General features: G+C 70.8%; 13 protein-coding genes. 11 read left to right on the top strand and 2 right to left on the bottom strand.

Annotation, left to right across the window (positions count from 1 at the left end; translation table 11 throughout):
* Positions 1-21 precede the first annotated feature (21 nt).
* Both ABD644_RS01690 and ABD644_RS01685 read right to left on the bottom strand, forming a co-directional pair.
* Positions 22-837, bottom strand: a complete 816-nt coding sequence (locus tag ABD644_RS01690) for a DUF1295 domain-containing protein (RefSeq protein WP_344686742.1) — start codon at positions 835-837, stop codon at positions 22-24.
* Between the two features lie 5 nt (positions 838-842).
* Positions 843-2,162 (bottom strand): class I SAM-dependent methyltransferase, encoded by a 1,320-nt coding sequence (locus tag ABD644_RS01685; protein ID WP_344686741.1) that lies wholly within the window; start codon positions 2,160-2,162, stop codon positions 843-845.
* Positions 2,163-2,486: 324 nt separating this feature from the next.
* Between ABD644_RS01685 and rplJ the strand changes: the two genes are divergently transcribed.
* The 11 genes from rplJ (at position 2,487) to ABD644_RS01630 (ending at position 14,076) form a co-directional block, all read left to right on the top strand.
* Positions 2,487-3,137: a 50S ribosomal protein L10 gene (gene rplJ, locus ABD644_RS01680; RefSeq protein ID WP_425547355.1), complete on the top strand. Its 651-nt coding sequence runs from the start codon at positions 2,487-2,489 to the stop codon at positions 3,135-3,137.
* Between the two features lie 18 nt (positions 3,138-3,155).
* Positions 3,156-3,548, top strand: a complete 393-nt coding sequence (gene rplL, locus ABD644_RS01675; RefSeq protein WP_344686739.1) for a 50S ribosomal protein L7/L12 — start codon at positions 3,156-3,158, stop codon at positions 3,546-3,548.
* Between the two features lie 342 nt (positions 3,549-3,890).
* Positions 3,891-5,021: an ABC transporter ATP-binding protein gene (locus tag ABD644_RS01670; protein WP_344686738.1), complete on the top strand. Its 1,131-nt coding sequence runs from the start codon at positions 3,891-3,893 to the stop codon at positions 5,019-5,021.
* The gene (locus ABD644_RS01665) at positions 5,018-5,833 is read left to right on the top strand and encodes an MlaE family ABC transporter permease (protein WP_425547354.1); all 816 of its coding nucleotides are present in this window, start codon (positions 5,018-5,020) and stop codon (positions 5,831-5,833) included. The genes ABD644_RS01670 and ABD644_RS01665 overlap by 4 nt, the downstream gene beginning before the upstream one ends.
* 59 nt (positions 5,834-5,892) lie before the next feature.
* Positions 5,893-6,759 carry an MlaE family ABC transporter permease gene (locus ABD644_RS01660; RefSeq protein WP_344686737.1) on the top strand — a complete coding sequence of 289 codons (867 nt, stop codon included), beginning with the start codon at positions 5,893-5,895 and terminating at the stop codon, positions 6,757-6,759.
* A gap of 6 nt (positions 6,760-6,765) precedes the next feature.
* Positions 6,766-8,154 carry an MCE family protein gene (locus ABD644_RS01655; RefSeq protein WP_344686736.1) on the top strand — a complete coding sequence of 463 codons (1,389 nt, stop codon included), beginning with the start codon at positions 6,766-6,768 and terminating at the stop codon, positions 8,152-8,154.
* A 61-nt stretch (positions 8,155-8,215) separates the two neighbouring features.
* Positions 8,216-9,277, top strand: a complete 1,062-nt coding sequence (locus ABD644_RS01650; RefSeq protein WP_344686735.1) for an MCE family protein — start codon at positions 8,216-8,218, stop codon at positions 9,275-9,277.
* Positions 9,277-10,305 carry an MCE family protein gene (locus ABD644_RS01645; protein WP_344686734.1) on the top strand — a complete coding sequence of 343 codons (1,029 nt, stop codon included), beginning with the start codon at positions 9,277-9,279 and terminating at the stop codon, positions 10,303-10,305. Before ABD644_RS01650 ends, ABD644_RS01645 begins: the two co-directional genes overlap by 1 nt.
* The gene (locus ABD644_RS01640) at positions 10,305-11,549 is read left to right on the top strand and encodes an MCE family protein (protein WP_344686732.1); all 1,245 of its coding nucleotides are present in this window, start codon (positions 10,305-10,307) and stop codon (positions 11,547-11,549) included. The genes ABD644_RS01645 and ABD644_RS01640 overlap by 1 nt, the downstream gene beginning before the upstream one ends.
* Positions 11,546-12,808, top strand: coding sequence for an MCE family protein (locus ABD644_RS01635; RefSeq protein WP_344686731.1), 1,263 nt, complete (start codon positions 11,546-11,548; stop codon positions 12,806-12,808). Before ABD644_RS01640 ends, ABD644_RS01635 begins: the two co-directional genes overlap by 4 nt.
* Complete coding sequence (locus ABD644_RS01630) at positions 12,805-14,076, top strand: MCE family protein (RefSeq protein WP_344686730.1); 1,272 nt, start codon at positions 12,805-12,807, stop codon at positions 14,074-14,076. The genes ABD644_RS01635 and ABD644_RS01630 overlap by 4 nt, the downstream gene beginning before the upstream one ends.
* Positions 14,077-14,124: the final 48 nt, after the last annotated feature.

Raw genomic sequence — 14,124 nt, 5'->3', positions numbered from 1 at the left:
GCTGCGGGGCCGTTGTCGTCCTCAGGTCTTCTTCGGGGGGCGGGGCAGGAAGCCGCTGGTGCGGGCGACGTACTCGGCGTAGCCCTGGCGGGAGCTCGCCATCCGCTTCTCGGTCAGGGGAGCTCCCGTGCCCCGGGCCAGCGTCCAGGTCATGACGACCGGCGACAGCACGAAGACCAGGCCGGACCAGTGCCCGGCGGTGAGCAGGAACAGCCCCCACCACACGCACGCGTCGCCGAAGTAGTTCGGGTGCCGCGTGTAGCGCCACAGCCCGCGGTCGTTGACCTTCCCGCGGTTGGCGGGGTCGGCCTTGAACCGCTCGAGCTGCCAGTCGCCGACCGCCTCGAAGAAGAGTCCCGTTCCCCAGGCGAGCACCCCGAGGATCGTCACGACCAGCGACGCCCCCGACCAGAGGGCGCCGTCCTGGTACATGGCGACCTGGACCGGCAGCGAGACGAACCACAGGGCGGCTGCCTGGGTCAGGTAGACCCGCCGGTACATGTGCGCGGCAGGGGAGCCCGTGGCGCGGTCCTGGATCTCGGCGTACCGCGGGTCCTCACCGGCTCCGATGCTCCGCCGGGCGATGTGCACGGCGAGCCGGATCCCCCACGCCGCGGTGAGCGCCAGCACGAGCCAGCCGCGGCCGGCCGTGCCGGCATCCTGCGCGCGGGCGAGGAGCAGGCTCACCGCTGCGACGACGACGAAGCCCGATCCCCAGACGACGTCGACGATCGAGTGCCGGCCGATCCTCACCGCCACCGCCCACGTCAGGGTCAGCAGGACCCACGTGACGCCGAGGGTGACCGCTGCGTTGAGGCCGAACCCGGTCCAGTCCATGCCGCTCAGGACAGCGCCCAGGCGCTGCGGGTAGAGGGCAGCCCGCTGGCGCCGTCGGCTCCCGGCCGGGCGAACAGCAGCTGGTCGACACCCATCCGGTTCTCCGCGAAGACCAGGGCCCCACCCGCCAGGTACAGCCGCCAGATCCGGGCGGCAGGCTCGCCGATCAGGGCGACGATCTCGGACCACCGCCGTTCCAGCGTCGCCGCCCACGCGCCGACCGTCCACGCGTAGTGCTCGCGGATGCTCTCGACGTCCCGGAGCTCCAGGCCGGACCGGCTGATCATCTCCGCGGTCTCCCACACCGGCCGCATGTGCATGTCCGGGGCGACGTAGCGCTCGATGAAGGCCCCGCCGCCGGGCGCGCTCGGGTGGCTCATCGCCTGCACGAGCACGCGGCCCCCGGGGCGGACCAGGCGATGCAGCGTCGTCGCGTAGACCGGGTACTGCTCCTGGCCCACGTGCTCGCTCATCTCGATCGAGGCGACGGCGTCGTAGCGACCCTCGGCCGGCACCGGCACCTCGCGGTAGTCCTGGAGCCGGACCTCGACCCGGTCGCCCAGTCCGCGCTCGGCGATCCGCTTCTCGATGTGGTCCCGCTGCTGGGCCGAGATCGTCACCCCCGTCGCGTGCACCCCGTGGTGCTCGGCCGCGTACAGGATCAGCGACCCCCAGCCGCAGCCGATGTCGAGCAGTCGCATGCCCGGCTGCAGCCCGAGCTTCCGGCAGACGAGTTCGAGCTTGTCGCGCTGGGCCTCGGTGATCGTGTACGTGCCGTCGGCCGCGCCGGGGTCGGTGGCCGGGTCGGCCCGGAAGTAGGCGCAGGAGTAGGCCATGTGCTCGTCGAGCAGTGCCGCGTACAGGTCGTTGCTCTGGTCGTAGTGGTAGCTGATCGCGTCGCTGTCGCGGTCGCTGGTGTGCTTCGCCCCGGTGAGGGCCGCCTCCTGCGCCGGCGGTGCCGGCCGGGGCCCGACGACCCCGAGGCGCAGCGCGAGACCGGCCCAGCGGATGCGCTCCCGCAGTCCGGGCAGGGCGGGCGGACGACGGCGCACCAGCGCCCACACCCTCGACAGACCTTCGGCCAGGTCGCCCTCGACGTCGAGCTCACCGGCGACGTAGGCGCGCGCCAGGCCGAGCTCGCTGGGGTCCCAGAGCAGCCGGCGCACCGCCGTCCGCGAGCGGAGCACGACGAGAGGAGCTCCTGCCGGGCCCGCCTCGCTGCCATCCCAGCCGCGGATCCGTACCGGCAGCTCGCCGAGGACCCCCTCGACGACGTCGGCGAGCCGGGTGGCCACGGTGCGGTGCGGCGCGGTGGATCGGGTCACGGGGTCTCCTGTTCTCGGCTCGGCGTCATCCTGGAGTCTTCGCGCCGTACCCGCCGGGCGGATGCACCGACCCGGGCCGTACGCGGCCCCGCGCGCCATGGCGTATGCTTGCCCGCGTTCCCCCCAAGACCGCTGGTCGTCGCACGTCCGCGTGCGATCGAAGGTCCCGGAGCTCCGGGCGACCCGCGCAGGAGGACGGTTCGATCGGTGGGCCCGCGTGCCCGCCCCTCGCCCCGTGCGCCCTGCGCCGGGGCGTTCCTCGTCTCCGGGCCCTGATCCCGCAGTGCACCGGCCGGTGGTCGCCCGACAGACGAGAGGAGGCCCATGCCCACGCAGGCGAAGGCCGCGGTGATCGACGAGATCACCGAGCGGTTCCAGAACTCGAGTGCGGCGGTGCTCACCGAGTACCGCGGGCTGACCGTGGCGCAGCTGACCCAGCTGCGCCGTTCCCTCGGTGAGGGCAGCAGCTACGCCGTCGTCAAGAACACCCTGACGAAGCGGGCGGCGGACTCGGTCGGCTTCACCGACCTCACCCCGCTGCTCACCGGCCCGACCGCGATCGCCTTCATCCAGGGCGACCCGGTCAACGCGGCCAAGGCCATCCGTGACTTCGCCAAGGCCAACCCGGCCCTGGTCGTCAAGGGCGGCGTCGTCGAAGGCCGCACGGTCGACGCGCGCGAGGTCACCCGCCTCGCCGACGTCGAGAGCCGTGAGGTCCTCCTGGCCAAGCTGGCCGGCGCGATGAAGGGCAACCTGACCAAGGCTGCCGGGCTGTTCCAGGCCCCGCTGTCCCAGATGGCCCGGCTCGCCGCCGCGCTGCAGGAGAAGAAGGCCGCCGACGCTCCGGCCGAGGCTGCCGCTCCCGCTCCCGCCGCAGACGACACCGCTGCTGCTGACACCACTGCAGCGGACACCGCCGCTGCTGACACCGACACCGCCGACACCGCTGCCGCCGACGCGGCCAGCGACGACTGACCCCAGAAGGAGATCACCATGGCGAAGCTTTCCAGCGCCGACCTGCTCGACGCGTTCAAGGAGATGACCCTCCTCGAGCTGTCCGACTTCGTGAAGCAGTTCGAGGAGACCTTCGAGGTCACCGCGGCTGCCCCCGTGGCCGTCGCGGCCGCCCCGGCCGCCGGTGGCGGCGGCGGTGGCGAGGAGGCCGCTGCCGAGCAGGACGAGTTCGACGTCATCCTCGAGGCCGCCGGCGACAAGAAGATCCAGGTCATCAAGGAGGTGCGCGGCCTGACCTCGCTCGGCCTCAAGGAGGCCAAGGACCTGGTCGACAACGCGCCGAAGCCGGTCCTGGAGAAGGTCGACAAGACTGCTGCCGACAAGGCCAAGGCTGCCCTCGAGGGCGCCGGCGCCACCGTCACCGTCAAGTAAGGACCCCGGCGCCCCCAGCCCTCGCTCCGCTCGGGCCGGGACCCTGCGCCGGGGCCGTTCCAGTACGTCGCCACAGGGCCGTCCTTCCTCCGGGAAGGGCGGCCCTGTGGCGTTCCACCGGACAGGTGATTTCCTCCGCCGCGAGGTGTAGGAGACGGCGGTCACGGAAACTACGTGACACACGTAACCTGACGGCCGCGCTGTCGTTACTGATGAGTAGGGATTGATGCGGATCGCGGTCGTCCGGATGCGACGGCGCCCGGGACGCCGCACACTGCCGGGGCTCGCCGTTGCGGCGGGGCGGGGACCGGCAACGCAGCCGGAGCGGAGCTGGAGGAACACGTGGGCGTCGCGGTCGAGGTCGAGGGGCTGACCAAGTCGTTCGGCAGCCAGAACATCTGGAGCGATGTCACGCTCACGCTGCCGCCGGGGGAGATCTCCGTGCTGCTCGGGCCGTCCGGCACCGGCAAGTCGGTCTTCCTGAAGTCGCTGGTCGGCCTGCTGAAGCCCGAGAAGGGTTCCATCGTCATCACCGACACCGACATCGTCCGCACCAGCGAGCACAAGCTCTACGAGATCCGGAAGCTGTTCGGCGTCCTGTTCCAGGACGGCGCCCTGTTCGGGTCGATGAACCTCTTCGACAACATCGCCTTCCCGCTGCGCGAGCACACGAAGAAGAGCGAAGCCGACATCAAGCGGATCGTCCTCGAGAAGATGGACATGGTCGGTCTGCAGGGTGCCGAGGGAAAGCTCCCCGGTGAGATCTCCGGCGGTATGCGCAAGCGCGCAGGTCTCGCCCGCGCCCTGGTGCTCGACCCCGAGATCATCCTGTTCGACGAGCCGGACTCCGGTCTCGACCCGGTCCGCGTGGCCTACCTGAACCAGCTGATCGTCGACCTGAACGCCCAGATCGACGCCACCTTCCTCATCGTCACGCACGACATCGGGACGGCGCGGACCGTGCCCGACAACCTCGGCCTGCTCTTCCGCCGCAACCTGGTCATGTTCGGCCCGCGCGAGCAGCTGCTCACCTCGCAGGAGCCCGTCGTCCGCCAGTTCCTCAACGGCCGCCGCGAGGGCCCGATCGGCATGAGCGAGGAGAAGGACGTCGCGCAGGTCGAGGCCGAGATGAAGGCGCTCGAGGAGCGTGGCGGCGACTCCCACAACGGGGTCGGCCCCAAGGGCGCCTCGGGTGGGGACGCCGTCCCGCCGCAGCTGACACCCAGCGAGGGGCTGCCCGAGCGGAAGGCGGAGCGGCGCCGGCAGGAGCGGGTCGCCCGCATGCTGCACGACTTCGACGAGGAGACGCAGGCAGCGATCCGCAAGTCGCTGCCCGAGGACCTGCTGGCCCAGGCCGACGCCGGTGCCTTCACGTCCACGCCCGGATCCGGTGGCCGGCACTGGGCCCCGGAGGCCGACGCCCAGGGCCGGGCTGCCACCGCCACGATCCCCCGCCAGGGAGGTGAGGGGTGACGGCGACCGACAAGCCCACGGCGCCGGGGCTGTTCGACGGCAAGTTCTCCCCGACCCGGCCGCTCGCCGCCAGCGGCAACCTCTTCGCGTTCTTCCTCGACGTGATGAGGGCGCTGCCCAAGCGGCCCTTCCAGGTCCGCGAGTTCCTGCAGCAGGCCTGGTTCGTCGCGAGCGTCACGATCATCCCGACCGCGCTGGTCGCCATCCCGTTCGGCGCGGTGATCGCGCTGCAGCTCGGGTCCCTGACGCGCCAGCTCGGCGCCCAGTCCTTCACCGGTTCGGCCTCGGTGCTCGCCGTCCTGCGCGAGGCCGCGCCGATCGTCACCGCGCTGCTCATCGCCGGCGCCGGCGGCTCGGCGATCTGCGCCGACCTCGGGGCCCGGAAGATCCGCGACGAGATCGACGCGATGGAGGTCCTGGGCATCAGCCCGATCCAGCGGCTCGTCGTGCCCCGCGTGCTCGCCTCGATGCTCGTCGCCGTCCTGCTCAACGGCCTGGTCAGCGTCGTCGGTGTCGCGGGTGGCTACTTCTTCAACGTCATCCTGCAAGGCGGCACACCCGGCGCCTATCTCGCGTCCTTCAGCGCCCTCGCACAAGTCGAGGACTTCTGGTCCGGGGAGATCAAGGCATTGATCTTCGGGCTCATCGCGGCGATCGTCGCCTCCTACAAGGGGCTGCGCGCGGGGGGCGGTCCCAAGGGCGTCGGGGATGCGGTGAACCAGTCCGTGGTGATCACGTTCCTGCTGCTGTTCGCCGTGAACTTCGTGATCACCGCGATCTACTTCCAGCTCGTGCCGCCGAAGGGGCAGTGACATGGCTGTCACCTGCCCGCCTGAGCGCGGGATCGGTTCCAAGCGGGGAGGCCGCTGACATGGCGCTTCTCTCACCCACCGACCGCGTGCGGGTCGGCCTGCGCAAGCTCAAGAAGACGTACCGCAAGCCGCTGGGCACCCTCGACGACCTCGGCGACCAGATCAGCTTCTACGCGCGGGCGCTGGCGTGGACGCCGCGCACGCTGCACCGCTACAAGAAGGAGACCGCGCGCCTGCTGGCCGAGGTCACCTTCGGCACCGGCGCGCTGGCGGTCATCGGCGGCACCGTCGGCGTCATCGCCTTCCTGTCGTTCTTCACCGGCACGGAGGTCGGGCTGCAGGGCTACGCCGCCCTGGACCAGCTCGGCACCTCGGCGTTCACCGGGTTCCTCTCCGCGTACTTCAACACCCGCGAGATCGCGCCCCTGGTCGCCGGGCTGGCGCTGTCGGCCACGGTCGGCTGCGGCTTCACCGCCCAGATCGGCGCCATGCGGATCAACGAGGAGATCGACGCCCTGGAGGTCATGGGCGTGCCGTCGCTGCCGTTCCTGGTGACCACCCGGATCATCGCCGGCTTCATCGCCGTCATCCCGCTGTACGTCCTGGGACTGCTCACCAGTTACTTCGCGACGCGGCTGATCGCCACCCAGGCGTACGGCCAGTCGGCCGGCACCTACGACCACTACTTCAACTTGTTCCTGCCACCGCAGGACGTGCTGTGGTCGTTCCTCAAGGTGCTCGTGTTCGCGGTCGTGATCATCCTGACGCACTGCTACTACGGCTACCGGGCCAGCGGCGGCCCCGCCGGCGTGGGGCTGGCCGTGGGCCGCGCGGTCCGGTTCTCGATCGTGGCCGTCAACATCATCGATCTGTTCCTGTCCCTGGCCATCTGGGGCTCCACGACGACCGTCCGGATCGCGGGGTGAACTGACATGAGTGCACGGGGGAGAGGTCTGGTCATCAGGCGACGCATCCAGGGGCTGGCGTTCCTGGTCGTCCTGGCCATGCTGCTCGGGCTGTCGGTGGCCATGTACAAGAAGGCGTTCACCGAAGTGGCGATGGTGACGCTGGAGACCGACACCGCGGGCAGCCAGCTGCAGGAGGCCTCCGACGTCAAGGTGCGCGGCGTGATCGTCGGCGACGTGCGCGAGGTGTCGGCCGACGCCGACGGCGCCACGATCCAGCTGGCGATCAACCCGGACTACCTCGACCAGATCCCGGCCGACGTCAGCGCCCGGCTGCTGCCGAAGACGCTCTTCGGCGAACGGTTCGTCTCGCTCGAGATCCCGGAGCAGCCTTCCCAGGAACGCCTCGGCGACGGCGACGTGATCGGGCAGGACCGTTCGGAGAACGCCATCGAGCTGCAGCGGGTCATCGACGACACGCTGCCGCTGCTGCAGGCGGTCCAGCCGCAGGACCTCGCCTACACGCTGGGCGCGATCGCCGACGCCGTCCGCGGTCGGGGTGAGTCGCTCGGCGACAACCTCGTGGCGACGGGCGAGTACTTCGGTGAGGTCAACACGGTCCTGCCCGAGCTGCAGGCCGACATCGCCCGGCTGGCCGACTTCGCCGACACCTACGACTCGGCCGCCGAGGACCTGCTCGCGGTGCTGGACAACCTGGCCGTCACGAACTCGACCATCGTCGACCAGGAGGAGCAGCTGCGCCGGACGTTCACCGTGGGCAGCAGCTCCACCAACGTGACCGCCGGGTTCCTGGAGACCAACGAGCGGAACCTCATCTCCCTGGCCGAGACCTCCCGTCCCGTCCTGGGCCTGTTCGCGGAGTACTCGCCGATGTACACGTGCCTGCTCGAGGGGCTCGCGCGGTCCAACCCGATGATCGCCGAGACGTTCGGTGCCGACGGCGACCCGGCACTGAACCTCAACATCGTCGTCAGCCTGCCGCCGCGGAACCCGTACATGCCCGGTGACCAGCCGCAGTACGCCGACCAGTCCGGCCCCGACTGCCGAGGCCTGACCGACATCGACGCGATGATGGCGGCCGCGCAGAACGGCGAGTACTACTGCCCCGACGCTCCGAGGGACGGCGTGAACTCACCCGACAGCCCGTACTACGGCAACCCGAACTGCCTCGGCGGCCGCGGTCCGGACGACGCCCCTCCGGGGGCGGGCGACCCGAACAGCACCGCGACCCAGGGGCAGTCGGCGCCGTTCAGCCTGCCGGGATCGACGGCCGAGCTGGACTTCGTGCGCAGCATCCTCGGCTACCAGACCGGCACGGACCCCTCCGAGGTGTCCGACCTGTCGGCGTCGACGATGGCGCCGCTGCTGCGGGGGACGCAGGTGATGTTCCGATGACCGCGGGAAGCAACGCGCGACTGCTGATCGGACCGCCCAACGTGGAAGCGGGGGTGCAGCTGTGAAGGGGCAGCTGCGGGGCATGGCCGGGCCGCTGGTCAAGCTGGTGGTCTTCGCCCTGGTCACGATCATGGCGAGCTACGTGCTGATCAGCACGATCACCAACGCGGGGTACGGCGAGCAGGTCGCCTACCGGGCTCAGTTCACCGACGTCGCGGGGCTCGTCGAGGGCGACGAGGTCCGCATCGCCGGCGTCCGCGTCGGCCAGGTCATCGGGATCGGCCTGGCCCCCGACCAGACCGACCGGCCGGTGGCCGAGGTCGAGCTCGAGGTCGCGGCCGACATCCCGGTGCCGAGCGGTGTCCAGGCGACGATCCGCTACCGCAACCTCGTCGGGCAGCGCTACATCGCCCTCACCGAGGGCGACGGCGCCGGGGGCGAGATGCTGAAGGCGAACGACGTGATCCCGCTGGCGCAGACGAAGCCGGCGCTGGACCTCACCACGCTCTTCGGCGGGTTCCAGCCGCTGCTGCAGGCGCTGTCGCCGACCGACATGAACCGGCTGTCCTACGAGATCATCCAGGTGTTCCAGGGCGAGGGCGGCACGGTGGAGAGCCTGCTCGGCCACGTCGCGTCGCTCACCGATTCCCTGGCCGACAAGGACGCCGTCATCGGCTCGATGATCGACAACCTGAGCACGGTCCTGAGCAGCGTGGCGGCCCGCGACCAGCAGCTGTCGAGCCTGATCGTGAGCCTGCAGCAGTTCGTCACCGGCCTGGCCGGCGACCGCGACGCCATCTTCGACTCCCTGCAGACCATCGACACGCTGGCCGTCACGACCAGCGACTTCCTGGCCGAGGCCCGGGCGCCGCTGGCAGCCGACATCGAGGCGCTCGGCGACCTGTCGACCAACCTCGCCGAGGACGGCCAGCTGGTCGAGGACTTCCTGCAGCTGGCCCCGACCAAGATCGATCTGATCACGCGCACCGCGATCAACGGCAGCTGGTTCAACTTCTTCATGTGCAGTTCGGACGCCACGGTCACGCTCCCGGCGACCGGCCCCACGGGGGAGACCGCCGTCACCAGCACGTCCATCGACAGCGGAGCGGAGGGGTGCAGCTGATGGCGAGGGAGTCCAAGCCGTTCCGCGACCGCAACCCGGTTCCCATCGGGGCGATCAGCCTCGGCGTGATCGCGCTGCTGGTGTTCATGGCCTTCAACGCCCAGAACCTGCCGATCATCGGCGGCGGCACCGTCTACAAGGCGCAGTTCTCCGAGGCCGCGGGGCTCCAGGCCGACGACCCCGTGCGGGTGGCCGGCGTGAAGGTCGGGAAGGTCGAGAGCCTGGCGCTGGAGGACGGCGCCGTCATGGTCGAGTTCCGGGTCGAGGACGCCTTCGTCGGCGACCGGTCCGAGGCCGCCATCAAGATCGAGACGGTGCTGGGTGCGAAGTACCTGGCGCTGGTGCCGCGGGGGTCCGGGGAGCTGAACCCGGACGATCCGATCCCGCTGGACCGGACCGCGTCGCCCTACGACGTCGTCGAGGCGTTCGCCGACCTCTCCACCACCGTCGAGGACATCGACACCGAGCAGCTGGCCAGCTCCTTCGAGGTGATGGCGGAGACCTTCGCCGACACCCCCGACGAGGTCCGCACCTCCCTGCAGGGCCTGGCGCGACTGTCGGACACGATCGCGTCCCGCGATGCCCAGCTCGGGCAGCTGCTCTCGGCGACGCGGCAGGTCACACAGGTCCTCGCCGACCGGAACGGTGAGTTCAACCAGCTGATCGTCGACTCCAACACGCTGCTCACCGCCGTCCAGGAGCGTCGGGCGCTCATCGACTCGATCCTCACCAGCACGCAGGAGCTGTCCCGCCAGCTGTCGGGCCTGGTCGACGACAACCGCGAGGCGCTGACCCCGGCGCTGCAGCAGCTCAACACGGTCACCGACATCCTGTCCCGGAACCGGGCGGCCCTGGCGCAGACCGTGAACAACCTCGCGCCGTTCGTCCGCGTCTTCACCAACACCCTCGGCACCGGCCGCTGGTTCGACAGCTTCGTCAACGACCTGCTGCCGACCATCCTCGGGTCGGCCGTGTGCACGGGCGCCGGCACCGCGCCCCTGCCGGTGTCCTGTTCGGAGGGGAACTGATGAGCGGCTCCCTGCAGCGCGGCGTGGCCTTCGCCGCGGCGATCGTCCTCCTGGCGGCGCTGGGCTGGACGATCCTCAAGCCGGCCGGGCAGTACCGGGTCACCGCGTACTTCACCGGCACCGTCGGCCTCTACCCGGGCTCCGACGTCCGGATCCTGGGCATCGACGTCGGTGAGATCGAGGACGTCGTCGCCCTCGGCGACAAGGTCCGCGTCGACATGCTCATCGACGACGAGTACGACATCCCGGCCGATGCCGATGCCGTCGTCCTCGCCCCGTCGCTGGTCTCGGACCGCTACGTGCAGTTCGCCCCGGTGTACGACGGCGGGCCGACCATGGAGGACGGCGCCGAGGTGCCGCTGGAGCGCACGGCGACGCCGGTCGAGCTCGACCAGGTCTACGGCGCGCTCGACGAGCTGTCGGCCGCGCTCGGCCCCGACGGCGCCAACGAGAACGGCGCCCTGTCGGACCTCGTCGACGTCGGCGCGGCCAACCTCGAGGGCAACGGCGAGGCGCTCAACCGCACCCTCACCGGCTTCTCGCAGGCCGTGGAGACACTGGCCACCCACCGGGACGACCTGTTCTCCTCGCTGGACAACCTCCAGGTCTTCACCAGCGCGCTGGCCACCATCGACGCGCAGGTGGGTGCCTTCAACGACAACATGGCGGCGGTCGCCGACCTGCTCGAGGGCGAGCGGCAGGACCTCGCCGACGCGTTCGCGCTGCTCGACCAGGCGCTGGCCGACGTCGCCGGCTTCATCCAGGACAACACCGACCTGCTCACCGCCAACGTCAACAAGCTGGCCGACGTGACCCTGGCACTGGTGCAGCAGCGCCAGGCGATGGCCGAGGTGCTCGAGACCGCGCCCGCCGCGTTGGGCAACCTGGCGCACGCCTACAACCCCGACTACGGCACGCTCGACACCCGCGACACCGGCCTGGGGGCCAACAACCCCGAGATCGTGGTCTGCGGCGTCCTCGCCCAGCTGGGGCGGCTGCAGCTGCCCGCCGGACTCGACCTGCGCGACCCGGGGGCACTGCTGGGCCTGCCGCAGACCGAGCGCATCTGCGCGCGGCTGCTCTCCGGCGACGCGAACAACGACGGCGCCGTCGACGACCTCGACGGCAACGGGCAGTCCGACCTCGAGCAGCTGTGGAACGAGATCTGGGGCGGCAGCGCTCCGGGTGCGCCGGGCGGGGCGCCGATCGGCTTCCCGCCGGTGACGACGGGAGACCAGTCATGACGGGGACCGTGCGGCGGATCGCCGCGCTCGGAGCCGGGGTGCTGCTGCTCGGGGGCTGTGGCTTCCGCGGCGCGTACTCCTTCTCCCTGCCCGGGGGCGCCGATCTCGGCGACGACCCCTACACGGTGCAGGTTGAGTTCCTCGACGTGCTCGACCTGGTCCAGCAGTCCGGGGTCAAGGTCGCCGACGTGCCCGTCGGGCGGGTCGAGGAGATCGAGCTCGGCGACGACTGGACCGCCGTCGTGACCATCTCGGTCAACGGCGACGTGGAGCTGCCCGCCAACGCGGTCGCGGCGATCCAGCAGTCGTCGCTGCTGGGGGAGAAGTTCGTCGAGCTCGCGCCGCCGGGCAACGAGGAACCCGTCGGCACGCTCGAGGACGGCTCGCTGATCCCGCTGGAGCGGACGAACCGCAACGTCGAGGTGGAGGAGCTGCTCGGCGCGCTCTCCCTCGTCCTCAACGGCGGCGGCCTGGCCCAGCTCCAGACGATCAACCACGAGGTCGGCATCGCGCTGGAGGGCCGGGAGGACGGCATCGCCAACACCCTCGACCAGCTCGACACCTTCATCGGTGGTCTCGACGAGCAGAAGGCGGAGATCAACCGGGCCCTCGACAGCGTCAACGCGCTCGCCGAGACCCTGGCCGCCCGGACGGCGACCATCGAGACCGCCCTCGACACGATCGGCCCGGGCCTCGACGTCATCAACGAGCAGCGCGACCTGCTCGTCGACATGCTCGAGGGTCTGGCCCGGCTGGGCGACGTCGGCACCCGGATCATCAACCAGTCGGCGGAGAACACCATCGCCGACCTCCAGGCGCTCCAGCCGATCCTGACCCAGCTGGCGGCGGCCGGCCCGGACCTGGCCAACTCGCTGCCCCTGCTGCTGACCTACCCCTTCCCCGACAGCTCCCTGTCGGCGCTGAACTACCGCGACGCGCAGACCGGTGGGTACGCCCTGTTCACCAACATGACCGCCACCATCGACCTCGACCTGTCCAACCTGCTGTGCCGCTACGCGATCGACCCGGTCACCGGCGGCATCGAGGAACTCGAGCCGGAGGACGTCGCCGGTGACGCCTGCGGGATCCCGGGCAGCCCGCCGGGCAACCAGCAGGGCGGGGCGGACTCGACGTCGGCGGACGGCTCCACCGGTCTGGGGACCCTGCCGGGTGACATCGCCGGCCGCGTCGTCGACGGGACCACCTCGGGCGACGCCGGGCTGCCCGGCCTGCCGCAGCTCCCGGGAGGCCAGGGATGATCACCCGCAAGACGAAACTGAAGCTGCTGGCCTTCGCCGCCCTGGCGGTCCTGGGCATGTCCTACCTGGGGTTCAACTACGTGGGCCTCGACCGGGCGATCCTCGGCAACGGATACGACGTCGCGGCCGACTTCACCAACTCGGGCGGGATCTTCGTCAACGCCGAGGTCACCCACCGAGGCGTGGCCGTCGGCCGGGTCACCGACATGCAGCTGGTCGACGACGGCGTCCGGGTGACGCTGACCATCGACCCCGACGCGGACCCGATCCCGGCCGACACGGAGGCGTTCGTCGCCACCCGGAGCGCGGTGGGGGAGCAGTACGTCGACCTCCGTCCCGCCGCCGAGGGCGGGCCCTTCCTCGAGGACGGCTCGGTCATCCCGGTCGAGAACACCTCGATCCCGGTCCCGGTGGAGCAGTTGCTGCTGCACATGGACGAGCTGGTCGGCTCGATCGACCAGGAGAACCTGCGGATCGTCATCGACGAGCTCGGCCAGGCCTTCGCCGGGGCGGGAGACGACCTCGGGCGGTTGATCGACAACGGCGACCTGCTGCTCGCGCGGGCCGAGGAGTCGCTGCCCCAGACGCTGCGGTTGATCACCGACGGCCAGACCGTGCTCGACACCCAGGTGGAGAGCCGCTCGGCGATCCAGCAGTGGGCCTCGGACCTGCGGCTGGTCAGCGACACCCTGGTCGACATGGACCCGACCATCCGCAGCCTGGTCGTGAACTCGCCGGATGCCGGCGCCGCCCTGGAGCAACTCGTGGAGAACGCGGGGCCGGGCCTGGGCTCGCTGGTGCGCAACCTGGACATCCTCAACGGCGTGACGATCCCTCGGCTCGCCGGCGTCGAGCAGATGCTGGTCACCTATCCCGACGTCGTCTCCGGCGGATTCAGCGTCGTGCGGCGCGACGCCGACGGGGAGATGCGCTCGCACTTCGGCTTCGTGGCCAACGCCGGCGACCCGCACCCCTGCCAGACCGGGTACCTCGCGTCGGCGCAGCTGCCCAGCCCCGGCGCCGTCCAGAACGCCGACACCGACGCGGTGCGCTGCCGCGTCATCAACGGCGTCGACCCGAATCCGGGGGACAGCACCGACGAGTCGGGTTCGAACATCCGGGGCGAGCAGAACATCGGCCGCAGCGGCGGCACCGGCAGCGGTCAGCCGGCCAGCGAGGTCGGCGGTCACCCTCCGGCCGGCAGTGTTCTCGACGAGGTGGTCGGCGGCCTCCTGCACGCCAACCCCTTCTCCCGCATCCTGGGCTGACCGCGGCACGCCGCCGGCCCCCCATACGAGACGACAAGGAGAATCCTG

This window comes from Blastococcus jejuensis (assembly GCF_039534705.1).
Classification (GTDB): domain Bacteria; phylum Actinomycetota; class Actinomycetes; order Mycobacteriales; family Geodermatophilaceae; genus Blastococcus_B; species Blastococcus_B jejuensis.
This window is presented reverse-complemented; position numbering and strand designations above follow the sequence as displayed.